This is a genomic window from Chryseobacterium mucoviscidosis, from assembly GCF_002177115.1.
Lineage (GTDB): Bacteria > Bacteroidota > Bacteroidia > Flavobacteriales > Weeksellaceae > Chryseobacterium > Chryseobacterium mucoviscidosis.
This window is the reverse complement of the sequence record NZ_MVAG01000147.1, coordinates 28,240-49,882: the sequence shown is the minus strand read 5'-3', so window position 1 is coordinate 49,882 and position 21,643 is coordinate 28,240. Positions and strand designations below refer to the sequence as shown.

Below are 21,643 nucleotides of genomic sequence, written 5' to 3'. Positions count from 1 at the left end.
ATTTTAAGTTATGAAAACAGATTCTGTACAATTTAAAGCAGTTATTAAGCAAAACGGAGAAATGGATGCCGCTTTTGTTGAATTTCCTTTTTTCACACAGGAGGTATTCGGCAAGAAAGGTCAGATAAAAATCAAAGCTGTTTTTGATGATAAAGTTGAATATCGGGGAAGCCTTGCCAAAATGAAATCGGAGTGTCATATTTTAGGCTTAACTCAGGAAATCAGGAAACAGCTCGGAAAATCTTTCGGAGATGAGGTTTCCGTTTCTTTAACGGAAGACAAAGAAGAAAGGATAGTGGAGATTGCGGAAGATATTGTATTGCTTTTTAATGAAAATCCTGATGCGAAAGTATTATTCGACAAAATGAGCTATACCCACAGAAAGGAGTATATCCGCTGGATTGAAGAAGCAAAAAAGCCAGAAACACGAGAAAACAGAAAGCTGAAAATGATTCAGATGATTTTAGATGGAAAAAAAGGAATTTAAAACGTTCCGTTATCCATTTAAAAGGTCTTATCATAAATGAAAAAGTCCGCTCATTATTTTGGCGGACTTTTTTATTCAGCTAAATTTTTTACAATTAAATCATAAAATGAATCGTCAGAAACTGTTTAACCCCACCATTAATTATGGCAATAGAATCTTCATTATGATGAACGGTTACTCCCAGATCATTCATTATTTCCTTAAAATAGCCACTTTCCGTATTGGAAGAAATAATATTTTTCTGCCATGAAAATTCTGCCGTCTGATCCTTACTGTTTTTAATGATTAAGATTCCGAAATCATTTTTGAGAATGGCAGTGTCTATTTCTTCTACCGAACTTTCATGAGGCGCAAAATCTTTTGAAAGAAGAACGATGGATTTGAAATGATTTTCTTTGGAGTTTGTTTCAGGAATTTCTACAGCAGTTTTCATTACTATTTTGAGTTTTATTTTGATCTTTTTGCAAACATGAATGTTTATAACGACAAAACTTGTCGTATTAAAAAATATTTCAATAAAAGTTTCGGGGCAGCGAAGCTGCCCCGAAACCACAAAAAATTATAATTAAAATGAAGAAATATTGTATGATCAGGCATTCCAGAATTCACGATCTAAACTTCTGTATTGGATGGCTTCCGAAACATGATGGGACAGAATATTCTCAGATTCCTCAAGGTCGGCAATGGTGCGGGATACTTTTAAAATCCTGTCGTAAGCTCGCGCGGAAAGATTAAGCTTTTCCATAGCCATTTTGATGAGGTTGAAAGATGCGGCATCCAGTTCGCAGAACTTTTCAATTTCTTTCGGTCCTATTTGAGCATTGTAGCTGATTTTTAAATCTTTATAACGTTCTCTCTGTGTTTCGCGGGCAATAAGAACCCGCTTTCGGATGTCTTCACTTTTTTCACCTTTTCTGCGTTCCGCCAACTGTTCAAATTCCACTTTCTGAACCTCAATATGAATATCAATTCTGTCCAGAAGCGGTCCGGAAAGCTTATTCATGTATCGCTGCATTTCGTAGGTTGAGGAAGTATTGTTCGGGTCGTCGGGAAAAAATCCGCTTGGACTCGGATTCATCGAAGCAACGAGCATAAAACTGGCAGGATAATTTACCGTAAATCTGGCTCGTGAAATGGTGACTTCGCGGTCTTCCAAAGGCTGTCTCATCACTTCAAGAACGGTTCTTTTAAATTCCGGCATTTCATCCAGAAACAAAACCCCGTTGTGAGCCAGTGAAATTTCACCCGGTTGCGGATAACCGCCGCCGCCAACTAATGCCACATCCGATATCGTATGATGTGGAGATCGAAAAGGACGAACCGTCATGAGTGACGTTTCCGTACCCATCTTTCCGGCTACGGAATGAATCTTGGTTGTTTCCAGCGCTTCCTTTAAAGTTAAAGGCGGTAAAATACTCGGAACTCTCTTGGCAAGCATTGTTTTTCCGCTTCCGGGTGGTCCGATCAGGATGATGTTGTGTCCTCCCGCTGCGGCAACTTCCATCGCCCTTTTTGCAGCCTCCTGTCCTTTCACTTCAGAAAAATCAAAAGGGAAATCGTTAATCTTTTCCTGAAATTCTTTCCGCGTATCCACTTCGATTTTTGGGAGTGGTTTTCCTTCATTAAAAAAGTCAATAACTTCTTTGATATTTTCGGCGGCAAAAACATCAAGACTGTTAACAATTGCTGCTTCCCGTGTATTTTGTTTTGGTAAAATAATTCCTTTAAAACCTTCTTCACGAGCCTGAATCGCAATGGGAAGAACCCCTTTTATGGGCTGTAAAGTTCCGTCCAGAGAAAGTTCCCCCATAATCACATACTCCTGAATATTTTCGGCAACAATCTGATCTGAAGCGGCAAGAATTCCGATGGCAATACTCAGGTCATAAGCGGCGCCTTCCTTTCTGAGGTCTGCAGGAGCCATATTGATTGTAATTTTCTTTCCGGGAATCTTAAAGCCGACGTTTTTCAGAGCAGCAGAAATTCTATAACTACTTTCTTTGATAGCGTTATCCGGAAGCCCGACAAGATGATAACCAACTCCGCCTGTATCTACATTTACTTCTATCGTAATGGTTTGTGCAGCCACACCGTGAATGGCACTTCCATAGACTTTAATCAGCATTTTTTATGTGTTTGCCGTAAATGTAGAAAAATTTTTAAATAATGATTTTCTTAAAAGAATTTACCTGAATATTTAAAAGTAAAAATATATTTCCCTTAATATTCAGTTTTTGATCAGACTTTTCTTTCAATAGATCAATCAGCCGAAAAAAATATTTTTTGTAATTAAAATTTTTAAGAATGAAAAAAAATCAAGGCTGATTTCCAGCAGTTAAATTAATGATTTACAGTTTAGGTTTTCTAATAAAGTTTTAATAATCAATATAAATAACTACAAAAACAATCAGATGAGAGGTAGCTTATATGCTCTAAATAACACAAGTAGAGTTTACTTTAAAGTTAAAAAATTCTTTCTCAAACTTTACAAAAAATATTCTGTAAATCTTTCTTACTGATTATCAGAAAACTGTAAAAAAATAGCAAAAATATCTGAAAACGAATTTAATACGACGAGTTTTGTCGCTTCCCCGATGGATATTTGCATTATAGAAACAACGCAGAAAATGAAAAGAGACTTTAAAACTCAAGGTGGACATAATTTAGCCTGAATACCACCTAAAAAAATAAGGCTAAAACCTGAAGTAACTCTACTAAAAAGAGGCTTCAAATCTTAACCTTTATAAAAACCAAAACAAATTTACACAAATGGATACAAACAGTAGAACAATAAACACCGGAAATGTAAAAAATAATAATTCTCAAACATTATTTCGATTTGTAAGCATGAGAAATCCTCAGCTTACAGAAACCAAAAAAGAAAATTTAGGATTTATCCACAGACCGGTTTTAAGTAATGACTTTGATCTGGCAGTTAAAAACAGATCCGGAATTTCAAAAATTCAGGCTCTGGAAAATCAGTGCAAATCTTTTTCCTCTCCATTAACGGAAAAGGATCTTGAAAACAGCCAATATGCAAGCCTGCTTAAGATAGGGCGAAAAATAACAAAAAAAGAAATCTTATCTGCTGAAGAACTGGCAAAAACAAAAGACGCATATTCTTCCGGACAAATGGAAGTTGAAAAACTTTGGAACAATTTGATTTATCAGGTGATTACCCAAAAAGATTTCTATGCTAAAGAGGCTCTTGTCCATGTTTTAAAAGCTCTTCATGTAGGGTATGTACAAACCCTTTCGGTAACGGAGGAACTTGCTAAAATCAATGGCAAGGACTTAGTGGCAAAAGCATTGGATGCGAAGGTAGTAATGCCTAAAGAACTTTTTGTTGAAGATGAAGTTGTCGGAATTGCTTCTTCAGCAAGCAAAATTGCATCTCAGGAAATAGCAAGTCTTTCTGCAAAAACGGTAGAGAGAATTAAAGGAAACTCTAAAAATGATTTGGCAGCAACCAAGGCATTGCTGAAAAAAGAACAGCTTGAAAAATTAAATGCTGAGCTTGAAAAGATTCAGAAGTCGTATAATAATAACCGATCCGACGCTCAACAGGAAGCTTACAAAGAATATCTTTCTAAGTATCTGTCTCAAATGGAAGAGTATAATAAACTTTTAAATGAAATTGAGCATCTGGCTGAAGAAAAAGGTTCAGAAGAAGAGTTGGAGCGTTTGTATGAAAGGCTTAAAAAAACGGAAGTTCCTCCGTTTGAATTTTCTTATCCGGGCGAAATCAACATTCCGGATCTTAAAGCCAAATTATCAGCGGAGTCTTTTGAGCTTTTTATGAATTTATTCGCTTCCCAGCCGCTTAACGAAGAATTTTACTCAAAAGTTTCATCAGCTGCAAAAGTGGAAGCCGTTTCGGATGCTGAGCTAAGAATAGGTGCTCAGTCTGTTCAGATTGATGAAAACTATCAGACATTCAACAGTGTCTTTTCTGAACTGCAGACGCATATTTCTCAACAGGCTCAGTCTGTTCTGGAAAATACAGAACTTCCACAGACACAGTATGCTAATATTGGAGGCGCATTAATTCCTGTTGTGAATACATCGCCAAGAACACATCTGGCATACAGCTTATTAGCAAACTGGAGACGTTCTGCTTTTGTTCTTAACAGCGGGTTTATTAATTTTTCTTTTGAAGTTGAAGATAACTCATGGAGCGTGGCAAATGCGAAAATTACCATGGAATCCAATACCGGGATTCATGAAGAAACACTGGGAAACACGGATGTTCTTAATGGAGTGGTGAGCTTCCCTGCTTTAATGGTAAATACATATTCTTCCATATCAAGAATTAGAATTGATATCTTCTTCAATAACGGCAGAGAAGCTTATCTGGAATTATTTAAAATTCCGACAAATGAGCTTCAGGTTGGAATGCTGACATTAAAACCGGGTAGGGTTCGCGGAGAAGAAGAGCCTGTGGAAGAAATTTCCAATACGAGAAAGCTCTTTGGTTTAAAAAGACTGGGTATTGCTGAATATATGAAGGTCGTACAAAGTACACATGCTTATGTTCCGGGGGATGTTACGCATATTGAAAACATCATGGCAAGAGAGTTTAAACAAAAGTCAACACGAAGACTAAGAAAAAGTGAGATCCAAACCACAGCTTCTAAATCTACCGAACGGGAAACCCTTACCGATACAACAAGCACCACAAGAAATGACCTTCAGTCTGAAGTTGCCAATGTGATACAACAGGGTTTTGACACACAGGCACATGCCAGTTGGAGAAGTAAGGAAACTCCTTATGGAACATTTGAAGTAGGCGGAAGTCTGGCTACCCATAACGCCAAAGAAAACAGCGTCCGTCAGGCTGTTACACAGTCGCAGGAAATCACCAATAAGGCAACCGATCGTTTGCTGACCAAGATTTCCGAAGAGAGAATTGAAAAAATTATCGAAGAATATGAGGAAAACAATTCTCATGGCTTTGATAACAGAAATGGAGATAAGCACGTTGTGGGCGTTTACAGATGGGTAGATATGAAATATAAAAACCAGATCTACAATTACGGAAAACGAACAATGTTTGAATTTATGATCCCTGAACCCGCAAGACTGCACAGATTGGCTCTGGCGGTAGCGAAGGCAGATGTACTTACCGCTCCTGTAGATCCCAGAAAAGCTCCTGCTCCTTACACAATGGCAGAACCAAAAACTGCCACAAGAGATTTGTTGCAATATTGGGCAAATATATATAGCGTTAAGCTTACGGATCTCCCTACCTCAAATGTAATAGTATCCAGCAATGTAGAAGTAGATTTGGATAACAGTGCTACGCCAAGGCTTTTAGGACTTAACATTCCGGTAAATTACAAAGCATATGAAGCTGAAATTACTTATGCTTTCTACAACAGATTCAAGAAAAACAGTTCGTGGCTGACATTTGATAATTTAAAAGGCGGCGCGGTGAATATTGAAAACCCTCACCGTCAACAATGGTTACGTGGAAGTTATACAAGCTACGGACTTAATGTCGTTGGAAATTATAATATGCAATATGCAGGAGGGAATGGAACAACTCAGGTGGGATTAGTGGTAAAAGCTAAATGTACCCTTTCAGATGCTTATATGCTTCAGTGGGCTACGGAAAACTTCAATGCTATTATTGATGCGTATGAAGAAGCTTATAAAAAATTTCAGGAAGAGCAAAAACGTCTGGATGAAGAACAGAAGAAAAAAGAAGCGGAAGCAAAAGACAAAATGGGTAACTTCTACCGATACATGGAATCTGATGTTCTGAAGCATAACTGTATCGCGTATTTGTTACAGGATTATTTATCTCCGAATACTGTCGGACAGAACTTTACCGATGGTGACAAGATGGAAAACTTTCAGGTATTCTTAAATGAAAATCTAGACAAGTATACAGCACTTGCCAAGTTTATGGAACAGGCGTTCGAATGGAGTATTATGAGTTACAGTTTCTATCCTTATTACTGGGCAAACAGACAGCATTGGCAGGAAATGTATGTGAGTGAAAGCGTAGATCCGCTTTTCAGAAGTTTCTTACAATCCGGTATGGCGAGAGTTATCGTAACGGTAAGACCCGGATTTGAAGATGCCATCCAGTTCTTCCTGAGTACAGGAAAAATCTGGAATGGAGAAGAAGTTCCGGTAATTGGAGACCCGATGTATATGAGTATTGTAGACGAAATGAGAGAACCTGTAGGGCTGAAACAAGGTAAGCCTTGGATTACAAAGCTCCCAACCACGCTTACGATACTTCAGGAAGGTTCTACGGGTCTGAAAACAGCAACAGCGTTGCCGTTTAGTCAGGAAAATCCGGCAGAATTTGAAAATCCTGAAGAAGTGGTAATATCATCCGAGTTTGCCATTACTGATGCTCAACTAAGCTCAGGAGCACACCGATTTGTAGAAAACATCGACATCAAAGATGGTAATCTGCAATTGACCACAGATAGCGATCCCAGAAAAGTGATTGCACAGATCTCTATGCAGAGCATTAAAAACAATCTTCCGTAATGGTTTGTTAATTAAAACAATTATTAACCTGCTTTAGGCTCATGGCGGCTGGAGAAAAGCCAGCCGCCATGAGCCAAAAGTATAAAACAAAAAATGATGACTTACGAAGAATATTTAAACGAAATAGAAGATTTTGATGACATTACAAAACAAGAGCTTCTGGCAGATTTCCAAAACCATGTCCCAATAGATAATCCTTCAATGATGCAGCAAATGGGGTATGGCGGATTTCAGGATTTTCTGAAAGTGAAAAATGAAGCTCAGACTATGCAGCTCGGAGAAACCGTGAGAGGAATGAGTAATGTGAGTCCATTGTTACAGGTAAGACCTGCAAATAACAGTAAAACAGCGTCATTCATTAAGAAATCTTATTTCATAGATGCACAAGTAGAAAAAAAAGGAAACCTTACCGTCATAAATGATTTAAAAAAAACAGTTAAGGATAGTTATTTATATACTTCTCTGGATGTTTTTTTTGATAAGAATCTTAATGGCGTACGTGATCCCGATGAAAAACTGATGTTTACCGTTTATTTTTTCTTCTCGGATGACGGAAATAAAGTTTTCGAGGCATATAAAACGGCAAGATTAGAAGAAAGTGATATTTATTTTTTTATAGAAGGTGATGAAGATTTTTTCTCCTCTAAAAAACTGTATGCAAAAGTATCACCATTTGTAAGAAAACAGTTTTACAATAAAGATGGGGAAATTGACGAAAGATTCTTCAATCCTTCAATAATGAATTCTTTATCAAAGAACACAGCACTTGATACAAATATCATAAAAGAACTTCTGGAAAAAGGATATATTGAAAAGGATAATGTGAACTTAGAGAGTATTCTAACAACAATTAAACAGGGGCTTCTATATTTTTTTTCCACATCCAAAGGAACGGGATGGATTTGTAACAAAATAGGGAATGGTTTAGATTATCTTAAAATTTCAGATGATTTTTGGGATACCCAAAGCGAAGATTATTTTTTTGACAAAGATAATCTTCTTAAAAAAGTTACCATTGCTGACGACTTAATTAATGATATTGATAAGCTTTTCGCAGATAAAAAAGGGTTAGATCTTCATGACATTACTCCAAATATTCTTGAAGAATATATTAAAAAATACTCAAATTCAATAAAGAAATTTATCCAATATTACAATAATTTCATTACACAGGAGATAGAAGCTGTTTATAAATTGATAGACAATGAGACGGGTGACTTTCTTGCCGGAAAAATGCAGATGTGGATTGCTTATCGTTGTGGACTATGGAATGGTATTGTCGATTTTATATCATCTCTTTTTAAATTTGTAGGAGGAATTTTAGAATCACCTTTCAATAACGTTCAGGATTTTCAGGGCGCAATGGAAACTCTGGATAACATTTACGGCTTCTTATTTGGAGGACATTTTTGGGCAAATATTGGAAATGCAGCCACTGAAATGTACAATAAAATGCTGGATTTTTGCAAGGCTCACAATAAAGAAGATTTTGACTGGGTAAGGGTTTCTTATATTGCAGGAAGTGGAATTGCCTTTATTCTTAGTTTTTTTGTACCTTTTACTCAGGTTTTAAAAGCTGCAAAATTAGGTAAAATTGCCGAAATTATTGAGGCTGTAAATAAAGAGGTTAGTGCCACTCTTTCAGCAGCAGCAAAATATGGAAAAGATCAAGCTTATAAAGCATTAAGTACTTTACTCGAATTATTTTCAAAAGGGGGAAAAGCTTTTAAGACCTTTCTGCAACAGATTTTGAATGAATTGGAAAAGTGGCTTCTAAGTGCTCGATACAAAATTTCTAAGGCTAAAGAATTTTTAGGACTCGGCTTTAGCAAGGAGACAGCGGAAACTTTAGGAAATCTTGGATTAAAGCCTAAACTCGGCTTTCGACAGACTGGATTTGGAATGAGTGTCCCTTATGGGAACTTTATAACAAGATTGGAATATAAAGGGGTTACAGTATTTGAAGGTAGTAAAAAAGAAGTAGAAGCTCTGGCTAAAAAACTAAAAAATATGGGCAGTGAAGCTGCTGAGAAGTATTTAGATGAGTTATTAATCTTTAAAACAGCTAAAAGCATAGCTAAAAATGATTTGTTAGATTGTTCAGAAATAGCTGAAAAAATATTAGAAGAATTTAAAACTGGAGAAATTATAGAGTTAACACCCAAAGAAGGTAGATGGATGAAAGGGTATGAAAATGGAGTTATTGATGATTGGGTTTATCACCAAATTTATACAAATGGTGATATGGTTTTTGACCCTTGGTTCTCTGAAAGTTCAGTTTCATTATCAAAATATTTAGAGGAAATGAATAAGATAAATCCAAAAGGATTAAATATAAAAAAAATAATCCCATAAAAACATTTAATATGATTACAAATACATCACTATTTGAAACTTTAGAAAAGATAAAACCAATAGAATCAGCTTTTGCATCAACACATAATATGGATGATAAATACAGTAGAATTTTTAGATTAATTTTTAGGTTTAAAGATACTTTAAAGGAAGATACTGTATATAAAAGACTCCAAAATATAATAACCAAATTTGTTGGTAATACTGAATGGGTAATGAAGAACTCAGACAAAAGTAATAATTATATTATTGTTCCTAAATATTTTTATGAAGAAAGAATTTTGAAAGATCTTGATATAAAAAACCTCAATAATTTTGATAAAATAATTAATGATAAGGCAATTGCTGATTTACCTTTTTTGATTGAAAAAATTAAAAATGAGTTCAATATTGTCTAACATTAAGTACGTAAATCACTTGAAAATAAGTTTTTAATGCTTTGATAGAACATTTAAAATTCCATTTGAAGGAATTAGAGGATTGTAGTCTGGAGCCAGTGATAATGTTACCGCTTTTAATAATAAATACAAAGAGGAATGAAATGAGCTGATAAGGCTGCATTTGAAACATGGACAGGAAAAGGGCATTATAATAAAGATTTCTATTCAAAACAATCAAAAAACAATTAATAATAGGAGTTTAGATGAAATGTTAAAAGATTTCTCATCAGACGAAAAAGAATATATTTTCATTACTAATATTTTCAAAAAGGTAAATAACCAAAATGATATTATTAATGAATTAAAATTGATTAAGTCTAAAACCACGCCAACATCATTATTATTGATACTAAAAAAACCTTAGGCAAAATTTCAATATCAGAAGCTCAGCCCATTTTAGATAAAATATTACACGAATAAATAGATTTAAGCAGTCTTCGGACTGCTTTTTTCTTTTTCAAATACAAGTCAAGAATCTTTGATACTTCTTAAAGAAAATTTGGGATGAGCTGGAGAAATGGTTTTTAAGTGCTAGATACAAGTTGTCAAAGGCAAAGAATTTTTGGGATTAGGCTTTAGCAAAGAAACTGCAGAGACTTTAGGAAATCTTGGATTAAAACCTAAACTTGATGGTTTCCGCCAAACAACATTAAATGCAGGTATTTATGGAAACTTTATAACAAGGTTGGAATATAAAGGTTTTACGGTTTTTAGAGGGAGTAAAAAAGAAGTGGAAGCTCTTGCTAAAAAACTAAAGAATATGGGTAAAGATGATGCTGTTAAATACTTAGATGATTTGCTGGAAAGAATTTTTATCATAGGCAGAAGATTTGAACAACATATAGAAGATGGGCATATCCGGATAAAAAAATAAAAAGCCGATAATCTGGTCGAAGAATATGAGTATCTTGCAAGCAAGGGAGGAAAAGCAGCGGAAAGTGGATTTAACTACAGTCCAACAGTGGGAGGTTTTCATATTCTAAATAAGCTGAATAACAAACTGGTAAGAATTGCAGAAAACCTTGGTACAAAAGTACTTCCAACAGGAGAAACGGTACATTTAGCGAAAATAGAATATTGGATAAAAGAAATGGGAAAATGGGATTTGAAAAAAGACACTCATACCTTTTTTCCTAGCAAATGGGATATTAATAAAATAAAGAAAGTAGTACAAGAAGCGAGTGAGAATATTACTTTTAAACAAGGAAATAAGTATAGAGGCATCACTAAGCAAGGAATTGAGATAGAATTTTATATTAGCCCTGAAACTAGAGAGATAACCACAGCATATATTTACTTTAAATAAAAAATATGAACAAGATAAACTTTAAAACAAACAGTTTGTTAGATGGAAAAGAAATTGCAGATCCAATAGCAACAGATGATAAATACTTATTATTATCCTTATTCGTTGGACAATTTCGATTTCCAGATAATATTCAGGAAATCATAGATTTATTAGAATCTGTGAGAAGCGGTAATAAAACATGGTTAAAAGCAAATGATGATCTTATGTTTATGCAGATAGGCTATATGTGTGGAGATTTTAAATGTGATAAAGACACGGCTTATTTTATTGCAGATAGCTCTACTTCTTATCAAAACTTAGAAATGCCTTTACAAGAGGTCATCGACCTGATGAAAGATTGGAAAATATTTATGAGCTAAATAGTAAGGCAGTCAGTAATGGCTGCTTTTTACTTTTGGATTGAAGACACAGAAAAATGGAAGCCAAAGACAGATATTCATACTTTGAACTTCCTACAAAAAAGTGGACAAATTTCCTTAGCCCTATGCTGCGATTTTAAATTTGTTAATAATAAGTTGATTAAATTCTAATATCGTTTTATTTTTCAGATACTTATGTCTTCTGTGAGTATTATAGAATCCTTCTATGTATTAAAATATTGAGAGTTCAGCCTGTTTTCTGGTTTCATATCTATTCTGATAAATAAGTTCCATTTTCAGCGTTTTGAAGAAACTTTCAGCCACTGCATTATCCCAGCAATTCCCTTTCCTGCTCATACTTCTAATAATTTGTCTGTTTTTTCCGACCATCGATACAAACTCCTTACAGGCATATTGAACCCCTCTGTCAGAATGGAAAATGAGTGAATCCGTTTTCATTAATGGACGATTGGAAAGAGCCATTTTAAAAGCCGCCATGCTTGTGTCTTTAGCATACATGGTGGAACTCAGAGACCATCCAATTACTTTTCTATCAAATAAATCTATTACAGTAGTAAGATACAGCCAGCCTTGTTGGGTTCTTATGTAAGTGATATCCGATACCCATGCAGAATTGGGTTTCTGCACCAAAAAATTCCTGTTCAAATGATTTTCCACAACAGGATATTTATGAGATGAATCGGTAGTCACCTTAAATTTCCTTTTCAATATACTTCTTAATGAATGCTTCTGCATCAGTCTTGCTACTCGCTGTTGAGACGCTTTTATTCCCAATGATTCCAGTTCTTTAGCTATTCTGGGACTGCCATACCGACCTTTATAAAGAACATATATTTTTTTGATTTCATCACTCAGCATTTGATTATACAATGCTCTTTTTGATGGAATCCCAACAAGCCATTTATAATATGAACTTCTGCTCACTCTTAGTACTTTACACATCTTTTCAACAGGAAATATATTCGTATGAGATTCTATAAAACGATATTTTACCTGCCGTTCCTGGAAAAGATGCTTACCGCCTTTTTTAAGATTTCATGTTCTAATTTTATATCAGCAAGCTCTTTGTTCAGACGGATAATTTCCAGCTCTTCCTTACTCTTTTCCTTTATAGTAGAGCCTGCTGTTAATTTTCCTGATTTAAACTCCTTGCTCCAACGTTTGATGTTGTCTGGATTCACTCCAAGTTCTCGCCCTAAAGAAGTCATACTACAACCTCTCTCTTCTAATAATTCCAAAGCTTTAAGTTTAAATTCTAAACTGTAATTCTTCCTTCTGTTTTTCATTTCTTAAAGATAGAGCATCGGGGCTTAGCTATTATGTCCACTCAAAGATAGTAACTCCAATTTCTTTCCAAGCAAATGGGACATCAATAAAATAAAAAAAGTAGTACAAGAAGCGAGTGAGAACATTACCTTTTCAGACGGAAGAAAGTTTCAAGGAATAGGTAAAGAAGGTATTGAAATTGAATTTTATATTGACCGAAATACAAGAGAAATTAAAACTGCATAAATAATATTTAAACATTAAAAAAATGGATAAAGTAAAATTTATTGATAAAGGATATAATAATGAGGATATTAAAGCTGTAAAATCAACAGATTCAAAATATTTATTATTAAGTTATTTTATCGGACAATTTCGATTTCCGGATAATATTCAGGAAATTATAGATTTGCTAGAATCTGTAAGAAACGACAGCAAAACTTGGTTAGAAGCAAATGATGATCTTATGTTTATGCAGATAGGCTACATGTGTGGAGATTTTAAATGTGATAAAGAGACAGCTTATTTTATAGCAGATGAAAAAGATTATCAAGATTTGCAAATGCCTCTGCAAGAAGTCATAGACTTAATGAAAGAGTGGAAAGTATTTATGAGCTAAAATAGTAACGCAGTCAGCAATGTCTGCTTTTTTCTTTTCTAAAAAAGGATTAAATGTTCTTTTAAAAGACGGGATAAAGAATATTACCCACCATTCCTCTACTTTTGAGAAACTGAATGTACTTTTTGTAGAGAATGCAGAGAAAGAGGTAGCGGTACTGTATAAGGGGAAGAAATTTTTTCATGGAAGTTTAGAAGAAACCAGTAGTTACATAAAAAGAATTTTCAGAAAGGTAAAAAATGATAAGCATTTAGAAGAATATCTAGACAATATAATTCGTCTTGAAGAAATTGGAAAAAACCTTAATGCAGTTCGACTAACAGAGTTAGAATTAGAAGAATGGATTCAAATTATCCGTAGACTAGGAGCCGAAGTAAAATTTATACTGAAAGTAAAAAAATGGTAAAATATTTTAAATCAAGAAATGTAGGCGCTTGTTTTGATGGGTGAGATATCCCTCCTACAATTTGGATTCGAAAAGATGTCACTGATTTAGAAATGTTTCATGAATGTATGCATTTTGAAGACTATCTAAGAAGGGGAAGACACAAATATCTTACAGGAGAACAAATTATTGATATACCCAAAAATAGACCTTTACTAGAGCATGAAAAACTCCTTTTAACCAGACGCATCCCAGAAAAAGATAGGTTAATAAGTACCTATATCAAAGAAAAATATGTATATGATAAAATTGTCGAGGAACAAAATAGATGGTTGGATTTATATGGACATGGTAGGTTTAGCCCACAAGATATGAGATTGATTAAAGCAAACATTGATGATGCCATTAATGCATGTAAAGAAGCAGGAATTGATATAAATAAAATAACAATAAAATAGTAACAGAAATGATAAATAAAAAAAAACAAGCATTTGAAAAAGTTAAAGAACTTATGAAAGAGGATTCTACAATATCAGTAATTAACTCGTTTTATAAGGAAAATGATACTTTAAGAGATGATTCGATAAAGAATGTTATTGTTGTAAGTTTGCTAGATGATATTTATGGAAAATCATTTTATGTATATATGGATGCCGAAACTTTGGAACTATTGTATGTGCAAGGACCACACCGCTGTATAGAAATTGATGAGTTTTTTAGCAATTAAAATTTAAAGCTGTCTAAATAGGCAGCTTTTATAATTCTTTCAGGCAAACACTTCTGGAAGAACGGGCAAGTTTTTAGATTACCTTTACAGGAAAGCTGGAGGTAATACCGCAAAGCTGGAAGAAGAGATGAGCCGCCTTGCTGGGATGGCAGAGAATCTTACTCCAAGTTTTAAAATGACAGTAGAAGAATTTAGAGAGGGCTGGAAAGCCCTTCAAAAAGCTATAGATGATGGCATAATTACTGCTGAAAATGCAATAGATTACATATATGACGTTTTGCCATACGTTTATAGATAACAGAGCAAACTCAGAAAGTTATTCTGGAAAATTTTTAAATATGAAAAAAATAAAAAGCTGCTTCAAAAATGAAACAGCCTTCTTATTAATCAATTATATATTGTTAAAACTCTATATCAACCTGAAGCTTCTCGGCAAGAAGCTTTGAAATTTTTTCTTTTAATGGCTCAATGTCAATATTTTGCATCGCATCATTGGCAAAAGCGTATAACAATAACGCCTGAGCTTCCTTTTTAGAAATCCCTCTTGCTCTCAGATAAAATAACGCATCTTCATTCAATTGTCCTACTGTACAACCGTGAGAACATTTTACATCATCTGCAAAAATTTCAAGCTGAGGTTTGGTATCAATCGTTGCTCCTTCGCTGAGTAAAACATTGTTGTTTTGCTGATAAGCATTCGTTTTCTGGGCAATTTTATCAACGAAAACCTTCCCGTTGAAAACCCCGTGAGATTTTCCGTCGAAAATACCTTTATAATTCTGGTAACTTTCGCAATTCGGTTGATTGTGGTGAACCGCCGTGTGATGATCTACCAACTGATCTTTCCCGATAATGGTAATTCCGTTCATAAATGAATTGATATTCGATCCGTTTTGAATGAAATCCAGGTTGTTTCTTACCAGCTTACCTCCGAAAGAGAATGTATTTACAGTCGTTAAGCTGTCTTTTTCCTGTTTTGCAAAAGTATTGTCGATTAAATAAGAGGTATCGTTATCGTTCTGTAATTTATGCCAGTCCGCTTTTGCATTTGGATAAGTAAAAATTTCCGTCACAGAATTAGTCAGAACATAAGTACTGTCAAAATTGTGATGACTTTCAATGATTTCCACTTTGGCACCTTCATCTACGATTAATAAATTTCTTGTATTGTAGAATGTGTTTTCTTCCTGATTCTGAGAAATATAAAAAACGTGAATCGGTTTTTCAATCACTACATTTTTCGGAACTTTCAAAAAGAAACCGTATTTGCAGTATGCCTGATTTAAATTCGTGAAAGCAGATTGATCTTCAGCAATTGTGTTGAAATATTTCTCGAAAACATCTCTGTGTTTCTCATCATTCAGCGCATAATTGAATGAAAGAAACTCAACATTTTCAATGGAAACTTTAGATAATTCTTTATGAAGTTTACCGTTCACGAAAGTAATCCAGTCGAAATTCTCTTCACCTAAATGAAGCTGATCCAACTGCTCTTTGGTGATGTTATGACTTTCTTTCGGGAAAAAGTTGTAGTTTTTCTCGGTAATTTCCTTTAGGTTGGTATATTTATATTCTTCGTCCTTTTTTGTAGGAAAACCAGCTTTTTCGAACCTCTGAAGAGCTGCTTTACGATCTTCATCCAGAAATCTGTGACGAAGGCTCTCCAAAAATTCATTATGGTTTTGTATGATCTGTTCTTTTAATGCCATTACTGGTATATCTGTGGTTTGCACCATTTTTTCTTTTTTTGTTTGGCTGAAATTGTTAAACTAAGAGATCAGATAAAATCTCTGAATTTTTTAATCTTTTAATTAATTTAAAAGCCAGTCGTACCCTTTTTCTTCAAGCTCTAACGCAAGAGATTTATCACCGGTTTTGATGATTTTTCCGTTGGCTAAAACGTGAACAAAATCAGGCTGAATATAGTTCAGCAATCTCTGATAGTGGGTAATCAGAAGAACTGCATTTCCTTCGTTTTTGAAAGCATTTACACCATCTGCAACAATTCTTAACGCATCAATATCCAATCCGGAATCGGTTTCATCCAAAATAGCCAGTTTCGGATCCAGCATCATCATCTGGAAAATTTCATTTCTTTTCTTCTCACCTCCGGAAAAACCTTCGTTTAAAGATCTTGAAAGGAAATCTTTTTTAATACCTAATTTTTCAGATTTCTCACGAATCATTGCCAACATCTCTTTTGCCGGCATTTCTCCCAACCCGTTAGCTTTTCTGTTTTCGTTCATCGCTGCTTTGATGAAGTTGGTTACAGAAACGCCCGGAATTTCTACAGGATACTGGAAAGAAAGGAAAATTCCTTTGTGGGCTCTTTCTTCAGGAGCATCTTCGATGATGTTTTCACCTCCGAAAATAATTTCTCCATCAGTCACTTCATAATCTTCTTTTCCTGCGATAACAGAAGAAAGCGTAGATTTTCCGGCTCCGTTCGGTCCCATAATAGCGTGAACTTCACCCGGCTTTATTTCAAGATTAATTCCTTTTAAAATTTCTTTGTCGCCGTCTTCAATTTTGGCGTGCAAGTTTTTTATCTCTAACATACGTTTAAATTTATCGCAAGGCTAGACTAAGATTTTTAATCTCCCTTTGCTTTTATAAGAAAAACAAAGGCGCTAACGCTTATCAATGAAATACTATTTCTTTAATTACATTTATATCTGAAATTAATCAAGACCATTTGCAATTCTCATAACTCCGTTTTTAAAAAGTTGAGAATTGAAATTGATAAGCATTCCTAACTTATAATTTCCAAGTCTTACATAATTTTTTAGTTGTGCAGCGTGAAAATTGGTTAAATTTTCAACAGATTTTATCTCTAAAACCACTTTGTTTTCAATTAGTAAATCCATCCTGAAAGCATTTTCTAAAAATAGTTCTTCGTATTGAATATTGAGAGATTTTTGCTTTTCCACATTAATCCCGGCTTTTTTCAATTCATAAAATAAACATTCTTCATAAATGCTTTCATACAAGCCTATTCCTAATTTTCTGTGAATTTTTAATCCACTTTCAAAAACAATTTTTGAAATTTCATTTTCTGTCATTTGTATAATTTTCGCAAAGATACACAAGTTAATTGTAGAAATTCAATTTAAAAACTTTGTATTACTTTCCTAAGCGTTAGTGCCTTTGTTTATCTTGAGAATAAATAGTAAGCGGCTAAGAAAGCTTAGTTTAGCTTTGCGATAAAATAATTATCCCACAGAACCTTCCAGAGAAATCTCCAGTAATTTCTGAGCTTCAATGGCAAATTCCATTGGCAGTTTATTTAAAACCTCTTTGCTGAAACCATTTACAATCAGAGCAATAGCTCTTTCTGTATCAATTCCTCTCTGGTTACAGTAAAAAATCTGGTCTTCCCCGATTTTTGAAGTCGTTGCTTCGTGCTCCAGTTGTGCAGTCGGATCTTTAATTTCAATATACGGGAAAGTATGAGCTCCACATTCATTCCCCATCAATAAAGAATCGCACTGAGAGAAATTTCTAGCTCCTTTTGCAGAAGGCATTACTTTTACCAGACCTCTGTAGGAATTATTTGATTTTCCTGCGGAAATACCTTTGGAAATGATGGTAGATTTGGTATTCTTACCGATGTGGATCATTTTGGTTCCTGTATCTGCATATTGGTGATTATTCGTTACGGCGATAGAGTAGAACTCACCTATGGAATTATCTCCTTTCAGAATACAAGACGGATATTTCCATGTTACCGCAGAACCGGTTTCAACCTGAGTCCATGAGATTTTTGCATTTCTTTCGCAAAGTCCTCTTTTCGTTACGAAATTGAAAACCCCTCCTTTTCCTTCTTCATTTCCCGGATACCAGTTTTGTACAGTGGAATATTTAATTTCGGCATCATCCATTGCGATCAGCTCAACAACCGCTGCGTGAAGCTGATTTTCATCTCTTGACGGTGCGGTACAACCTTCCAGATAAGAAACATAACTTCCTTCATCTGCAATCACAAGTGTTCTTTCAAACTGACCTGTTCCTGCCTGATTGATTCTGAAATACGTAGACAATTCCATCGGACATCTTACGCCTTTCGGAATGTAGCAGAAACTTCCGTCAGAAAATACTGCGGAATTAAGAGCTGCATAGAAATTATCTCCTCTCGGAACTACTTTTCCAAGATATTTTCTTACCAGATCTGGGTGATTTTTAATCGCTTCGGAAATGGAGCAGAAAATAATTCCTTTTTCCATTAAAGTATCCTGAAACGTTGTTTTTACAGAAACGGAATCCATTACAATATCTACGGCAACACCTGAAAGTCTTTTCTGTTCTTCGATGTTGATTCCTAATTTTTCGAATGTCTTCAGTAATTCAGGATCTACTTCGTCCAGACTTTCCAGCTCAGGTTTTACTTTTGGCGCGGCATAATATTTAATCGCCTGAAAATCAGGTTTTTCATATTTAATATTTGCCCAGTCCGGCTCTGTCATTTTCTGCCAGATTCTGAACGATTCCAGACGCCATTCCGTCATCCATTCCGGCTCTTCTTTTTTAGCAGAAATTGCACGGACAATGTCTTCATTTAAACCCGTTGGGAAATCTTCGTAATCGATTTTTGTTTCCCAGCCGAATTCGTATTTTTTATTTTCCAGATCGACTCTTAGATCGTCTTCAGTATATTTATTCATTATTTTTTTTTAAGATTTTAGAAGACAGATTTCAGATCTGATTTTTTATCCAAATCTGAAATCTGCATCCAATGTCTTTTTTTACAAAGAAAAACTCTCACCGCATCCGCAAGTTCTGGATGCATTCGGATTGTTAAAAACAAATCCTTTTCCGTTTAAACCTCCCGAATACTCAAGAATGGTTCCTGCTAAATAGAGGATTGATTTTTTATCTACAATAATTTTGATATCATTGTCTTCAAAAATCTGGTCGGTATCTGTTTTTTCGTTGTCAAACTTAAGAACATATTCTAAACCAGAGCATCCTCCGCTTTTCACCCCAACTCTTATATAGTCTTCAAAAGGCTTAAAACCGTCCTCTGTCATCAGCTGAATGGCTTTTGCTTTTGCTTGATCTGATACTTTTATCATTGTATTTATTTAGAATGATTTAATGATGCAAAAATACGAACTAATTTCCGCAATCTCAAATCGAAGATATCTATTTTGATGATTCTGTTCTTAATAGATGTATTTCAGTGATAAAATTACTGTTAAAAATATTTAAATTTTCTTAATAGACGTCGTAAAGCCTGTTTTTGATTTAACTTTGATCGGGATTTTAAATCTATAAATAAAACAAAGATTTCACTGTTTTTTTGTGTAGTCTTTAAAATTACAGTTTACAATAAAAATATACTATAAATGAAAAAATTAGGCATTCTTGCTTTGGCTTTATTCATGCAGACGGCTTTTGCACAGACCAACAGATTTGTATATCAGGTTACGATGAAACCCGATGCGTCCAATAAAACAGATACGAAAACAGAAAATGCGTATCTGGACATTTCTCCGGAAAAATCTGTTTTTTATTCCGAAAACAGAATTAAAAGAGATTCTGTAATTCAGGCTGCCATGCAAAGTGGAGGAGCGAGAGGTTTCAACAGGGATCAGATGGAAGCTTTACGATCCAACATCAATTATTCTGTTGAAAAAGATAAGAAAAGCCAGAAAATGACGTTCAAAGACAGAATCGGAAGAGATATGTATACTTATGAAGAAGACCGACCGATCAACTGGAAAATTTCTTCGGAAACCACAAAGATCGGAGATTATAAAGTTCAGAAAGCAGAAACAGATTTTGGAGGAAGAAAATGGACGGCATGGTTTACCACAGATCTGCCTTATCAGGACGGACCTTACAAATTCGGCGGACTTCCGGGACTCATTGTAAAAGTAGAAGACGATAAAGGAGAATATTCTTTCGACTTAATGAAAAATTATAAAATCGCAGATTTCCCAACAATGAGCCAGTTCGGAAATACCATTAAAGTAAAAAGAGGCGATTATGTAAAACAGCAGAAAAAATTCATGGAAGATCCGATGTCATTTATGACACAAGGTGGCGGAATGGGGGCGCCGATGAGAATTGACGGCGGTGGAGGAAACCGTGGCGGCGGTGGATTCGGAGGAGGAAATTCCGGAGATTTCAGAAAACGGATGGAAGAAAGAGTAAAAGAGGAAGCAAAAAGAAACAGCAACCTGATAGAATTACAATAAAAATTAACCCTGAAGATTGTTCTTCAGGGTTTTTTATTTGGCTGATTTAAATAATTATTTCAAAAGCTGGTTGAAAGTATCTCCCTGTCGGATGTCTCCGGTGTTATATCCTTTCATAAACCATTCTTTACGCTGCGCAGAGGATCCGTGCGTAAAACTTTCCTGATTAACGTATCCCTGTGATCTTCTTTGGATATTATCATCACCTACCGCTTCAGCCGCTTCAATAGCCGACTGAATATCTCCGGGTTCAAGAATGTGCTTTTCAGCATCTGTTCTTCTTGCCCAGACTCCTGCATAAAAATCTGCCTGAAGTTCTGTGGCAACAGAAACTCTGTTCATTTCTGCTTCAGAATATTTTCCGCTTCTTCTTAGCTGATCTACTTTTTGTGTTGTTCCTAAAAGCGTCTGAACATGATGTCCCACTTCATGCGCCAAAACATACGCTACCGTAAATTCCGTTACTTTAGCTCCGAATCTTTGCTGAAGTTCATTAAAAAAGCTCATGTCCATGTAAACAGACTGATCTGCAGGACAGTAAAAAGGTCCCATTGCAGACTGCGCCACGCCACAGCCAGATTGTGTGGTTTCCGAAAAAAGGATAATTTTCGGTGGAGTATACTGCATTCCGTTTTCCTGAAAAACCTGATCCCATGTCGTGATGTTCCATTTTCCCATCATGTCTACCATTTCTCCGATTTTTTTGTCTTCCGCAGTCAGTTCTCGCTGTTCCGTTCTCGGAGATCCGGAACCCGCTCCCGAAGAAAGAATCGAGGAAGGATCACCTCCCAAAAAGAATATAATTGCAGCAATAATAAGCGTTCCCAGTCCGCCTCCTACAACGGCTCCGCCGCCAAGTCCGCGTCTGTCTTCCACATTACCACCTCTGTCGTCCGTCCATCTCATAGTTTGTATTTTTTATTTGTTGGTAAATTTAAAAATTTAAACCATACAATTTTTGTGCG

Annotated in this window: 21 protein-coding genes and 1 pseudogene; 13 read left to right on the top strand and 9 right to left on the bottom strand. The window is 35.1% G+C overall.

Going from position 1 to position 21,643, the window contains the following annotated elements:
- The first annotated feature begins 10 nt into the window (after positions 1-10).
- A complete protein-coding gene (locus tag B0E34_RS18075) occupies positions 11-487 on the top strand; it encodes a YdeI/OmpD-associated family protein (protein ID WP_087711789.1) in 477 nt (158 codons plus the stop codon).
- Positions 488-581: 94 nt separating this feature from the next.
- Here the strand turns inward: B0E34_RS18075 and B0E34_RS18070 are convergent, their stop codons facing one another.
- Positions 582-920, bottom strand: a complete 339-nt coding sequence (locus tag B0E34_RS18070; RefSeq protein ID WP_087711787.1) for a hypothetical protein — start codon at positions 918-920, stop codon at positions 582-584.
- Between the two features lie 156 nt (positions 921-1,076).
- Positions 1,077-2,612 carry a YifB family Mg chelatase-like AAA ATPase gene (locus B0E34_RS18065; protein ID WP_087711785.1) on the bottom strand — a complete coding sequence of 512 codons (1,536 nt, stop codon included), beginning with the start codon at positions 2,610-2,612 and terminating at the stop codon, positions 1,077-1,079.
- 644 nt (positions 2,613-3,256) lie between these two features.
- Here B0E34_RS18065 and B0E34_RS18060 point away from each other — a divergent pair.
- The 6 genes from B0E34_RS18060 to B0E34_RS18030 all read left to right on the top strand — a co-directional run bounded on the left by B0E34_RS18060 (position 3,257) and on the right by B0E34_RS18030 (position 11,460).
- Positions 3,257-6,997 (top strand): hypothetical protein, encoded by a 3,741-nt coding sequence (locus B0E34_RS18060; RefSeq protein ID WP_087711783.1) that lies wholly within the window; start codon positions 3,257-3,259, stop codon positions 6,995-6,997.
- A gap of 96 nt (positions 6,998-7,093) precedes the next feature.
- On the top strand, positions 7,094-9,352 hold the full coding sequence (locus tag B0E34_RS18055) for a hypothetical protein (protein ID WP_123956701.1): 2,259 nt from the start codon (positions 7,094-7,096) through the stop codon (positions 9,350-9,352).
- An 11-nt stretch (positions 9,353-9,363) separates the two neighbouring features.
- Positions 9,364-9,750 carry a hypothetical protein gene (locus B0E34_RS18050; protein WP_087711779.1) on the top strand — a complete coding sequence of 129 codons (387 nt, stop codon included), beginning with the start codon at positions 9,364-9,366 and terminating at the stop codon, positions 9,748-9,750.
- A gap of 604 nt (positions 9,751-10,354) precedes the next feature.
- Positions 10,355-10,666 carry a hypothetical protein gene (locus B0E34_RS18040; RefSeq protein ID WP_087711775.1) on the top strand — a complete coding sequence of 104 codons (312 nt, stop codon included), beginning with the start codon at positions 10,355-10,357 and terminating at the stop codon, positions 10,664-10,666.
- Positions 10,667-10,753: 87 nt separating this feature from the next.
- Complete coding sequence (locus B0E34_RS18035; protein WP_165763020.1) at positions 10,754-11,098, top strand: EndoU domain-containing protein; 345 nt, start codon at positions 10,754-10,756, stop codon at positions 11,096-11,098.
- A 5-nt stretch (positions 11,099-11,103) separates the two neighbouring features.
- Positions 11,104-11,460 carry a hypothetical protein gene (locus tag B0E34_RS18030; protein WP_087711771.1) on the top strand — a complete coding sequence of 119 codons (357 nt, stop codon included), beginning with the start codon at positions 11,104-11,106 and terminating at the stop codon, positions 11,458-11,460.
- Between the two features lie 123 nt (positions 11,461-11,583).
- Here the strand turns inward: B0E34_RS18030 and B0E34_RS21170 are convergent.
- Positions 11,584-12,767: pseudogene (locus tag B0E34_RS21170) on the bottom strand (IS3 family transposase).
- Positions 12,768-13,015: 248 nt separating this feature from the next.
- Between B0E34_RS21170 and B0E34_RS18010 the strand changes: the two are divergent.
- From B0E34_RS18010 to B0E34_RS21730, 5 genes are all read left to right on the top strand, one after another.
- Positions 13,016-13,366, top strand: a complete 351-nt coding sequence (locus tag B0E34_RS18010) for a hypothetical protein (protein WP_087711767.1) — start codon at positions 13,016-13,018, stop codon at positions 13,364-13,366.
- A gap of 19 nt (positions 13,367-13,385) precedes the next feature.
- Positions 13,386-13,772: a hypothetical protein gene (locus tag B0E34_RS18005; RefSeq protein WP_087711765.1), complete on the top strand. Its 387-nt coding sequence runs from the start codon at positions 13,386-13,388 to the stop codon at positions 13,770-13,772.
- A gap of 107 nt (positions 13,773-13,879) precedes the next feature.
- Positions 13,880-14,209, top strand: a complete 330-nt coding sequence (locus B0E34_RS18000; protein WP_123956699.1) for a hypothetical protein — start codon at positions 13,880-13,882, stop codon at positions 14,207-14,209.
- An 8-nt stretch (positions 14,210-14,217) separates the two neighbouring features.
- On the top strand, positions 14,218-14,478 hold the full coding sequence (locus B0E34_RS17995) for a hypothetical protein (RefSeq protein WP_087711761.1): 261 nt from the start codon (positions 14,218-14,220) through the stop codon (positions 14,476-14,478).
- Positions 14,479-14,653: 175 nt separating this feature from the next.
- On the top strand, positions 14,654-14,776 hold the full coding sequence (locus B0E34_RS21730) for a hypothetical protein (protein WP_262484753.1): 123 nt from the start codon (positions 14,654-14,656) through the stop codon (positions 14,774-14,776).
- Positions 14,777-14,879: 103 nt separating this feature from the next.
- Here B0E34_RS21730 and sufD read toward each other — a convergent pair whose 3' ends face one another.
- The 5 genes from sufD to B0E34_RS17970 form a co-directional block, all read right to left on the bottom strand.
- Entirely contained in the window at positions 14,880-16,187 is a 1,308-nt protein-coding gene (gene sufD / locus B0E34_RS17990; RefSeq protein ID WP_087711996.1) for a Fe-S cluster assembly protein SufD, read from the bottom strand.
- A 102-nt stretch (positions 16,188-16,289) separates the two neighbouring features.
- A complete protein-coding gene (sufC, locus tag B0E34_RS17985) occupies positions 16,290-17,036 on the bottom strand; it encodes a Fe-S cluster assembly ATPase SufC (RefSeq protein WP_087711759.1) in 747 nt (248 codons plus the stop codon).
- 123 nt (positions 17,037-17,159) lie between these two features.
- On the bottom strand, positions 17,160-17,540 hold the full coding sequence (locus B0E34_RS17980; protein ID WP_087711757.1) for a GxxExxY protein: 381 nt from the start codon (positions 17,538-17,540) through the stop codon (positions 17,160-17,162).
- Between the two features lie 150 nt (positions 17,541-17,690).
- Entirely contained in the window at positions 17,691-19,139 is a 1,449-nt protein-coding gene (sufB, locus tag B0E34_RS17975; protein ID WP_087711755.1) for a Fe-S cluster assembly protein SufB, read from the bottom strand.
- Between the two features lie 81 nt (positions 19,140-19,220).
- A complete protein-coding gene (locus tag B0E34_RS17970; RefSeq protein WP_076393920.1) occupies positions 19,221-19,550 on the bottom strand; it encodes a HesB/IscA family protein in 330 nt (109 codons plus the stop codon).
- 273 nt (positions 19,551-19,823) lie between these two features.
- Here B0E34_RS17970 and B0E34_RS17965 point away from each other — a divergent pair, with 273 nt between their 5' ends.
- The gene (locus B0E34_RS17965) at positions 19,824-20,678 is read left to right on the top strand and encodes a GLPGLI family protein (protein ID WP_087711753.1); all 855 of its coding nucleotides are present in this window, start codon (positions 19,824-19,826) and stop codon (positions 20,676-20,678) included.
- 54 nt (positions 20,679-20,732) lie between these two features.
- Here the strand turns inward: B0E34_RS17965 and ypfJ are convergent, their stop codons facing one another.
- Complete coding sequence (gene ypfJ / locus B0E34_RS17960; protein ID WP_076393916.1) at positions 20,733-21,584, bottom strand: KPN_02809 family neutral zinc metallopeptidase; 852 nt, start codon at positions 21,582-21,584, stop codon at positions 20,733-20,735.
- Between the last annotated feature and the right edge of the window lie 59 nt (positions 21,585-21,643).

Bases quoted from the DNA above. Each gene is read 5' to 3' on its own strand.
- B0E34_RS18075 (WP_087711789.1), top strand. From the start codon at position 11: ATGAAAACAGATTCTGTACAATTTAAAGCAGTTATTAAGCAAAACGGA.
- B0E34_RS18070 (WP_087711787.1), bottom strand. From the start codon at position 920: ATGAAAACTGCTGTAGAAATTCCTGAAACAAACTCCAAAGAAAATCAT.
- B0E34_RS18065 (WP_087711785.1), bottom strand. From the start codon at position 2,612: ATGCTGATTAAAGTCTATGGAAGTGCCATTCACGGTGTGGCTGCACAA.
- B0E34_RS18060 (WP_087711783.1), top strand. From the start codon at position 3,257: ATGGATACAAACAGTAGAACAATAAACACCGGAAATGTAAAAAATAAT.
- B0E34_RS18055 (WP_123956701.1), top strand. From the start codon at position 7,094: ATGACTTACGAAGAATATTTAAACGAAATAGAAGATTTTGATGACATT.
- B0E34_RS18050 (WP_087711779.1), top strand. From the start codon at position 9,364: ATGATTACAAATACATCACTATTTGAAACTTTAGAAAAGATAAAACCA.
- B0E34_RS18030 (WP_087711771.1), top strand. From the start codon at position 11,104: ATGAACAAGATAAACTTTAAAACAAACAGTTTGTTAGATGGAAAAGAA.
- B0E34_RS18010 (WP_087711767.1), top strand. From the start codon at position 13,016: ATGGATAAAGTAAAATTTATTGATAAAGGATATAATAATGAGGATATT.
- B0E34_RS18005 (WP_087711765.1), top strand. From the start codon at position 13,386: ATGTCTGCTTTTTTCTTTTCTAAAAAAGGATTAAATGTTCTTTTAAAA.
- B0E34_RS18000 (WP_123956699.1), top strand. From the start codon at position 13,880: ATGCATTTTGAAGACTATCTAAGAAGGGGAAGACACAAATATCTTACA.
- B0E34_RS17995 (WP_087711761.1), top strand. From the start codon at position 14,218: ATGATAAATAAAAAAAAACAAGCATTTGAAAAAGTTAAAGAACTTATG.
- B0E34_RS21730 (WP_262484753.1), top strand. From the start codon at position 14,654: ATGACAGTAGAAGAATTTAGAGAGGGCTGGAAAGCCCTTCAAAAAGCT.
- sufD (WP_087711996.1), bottom strand. From the start codon at position 16,187: ATGGCATTAAAAGAACAGATCATACAAAACCATAATGAATTTTTGGAG.
- sufC (WP_087711759.1), bottom strand. From the start codon at position 17,036: ATGTTAGAGATAAAAAACTTGCACGCCAAAATTGAAGACGGCGACAAA.
- B0E34_RS17980 (WP_087711757.1), bottom strand. From the start codon at position 17,540: ATGACAGAAAATGAAATTTCAAAAATTGTTTTTGAAAGTGGATTAAAA.
- sufB (WP_087711755.1), bottom strand. From the start codon at position 19,139: ATGAATAAATATACTGAAGACGATCTAAGAGTCGATCTGGAAAATAAA.
- B0E34_RS17970 (WP_076393920.1), bottom strand. From the start codon at position 19,550: ATGATAAAAGTATCAGATCAAGCAAAAGCAAAAGCCATTCAGCTGATG.
- B0E34_RS17965 (WP_087711753.1), top strand. From the start codon at position 19,824: ATGAAAAAATTAGGCATTCTTGCTTTGGCTTTATTCATGCAGACGGCT.
- ypfJ (WP_076393916.1), bottom strand. From the start codon at position 21,584: ATGAGATGGACGGACGACAGAGGTGGTAATGTGGAAGACAGACGCGGA.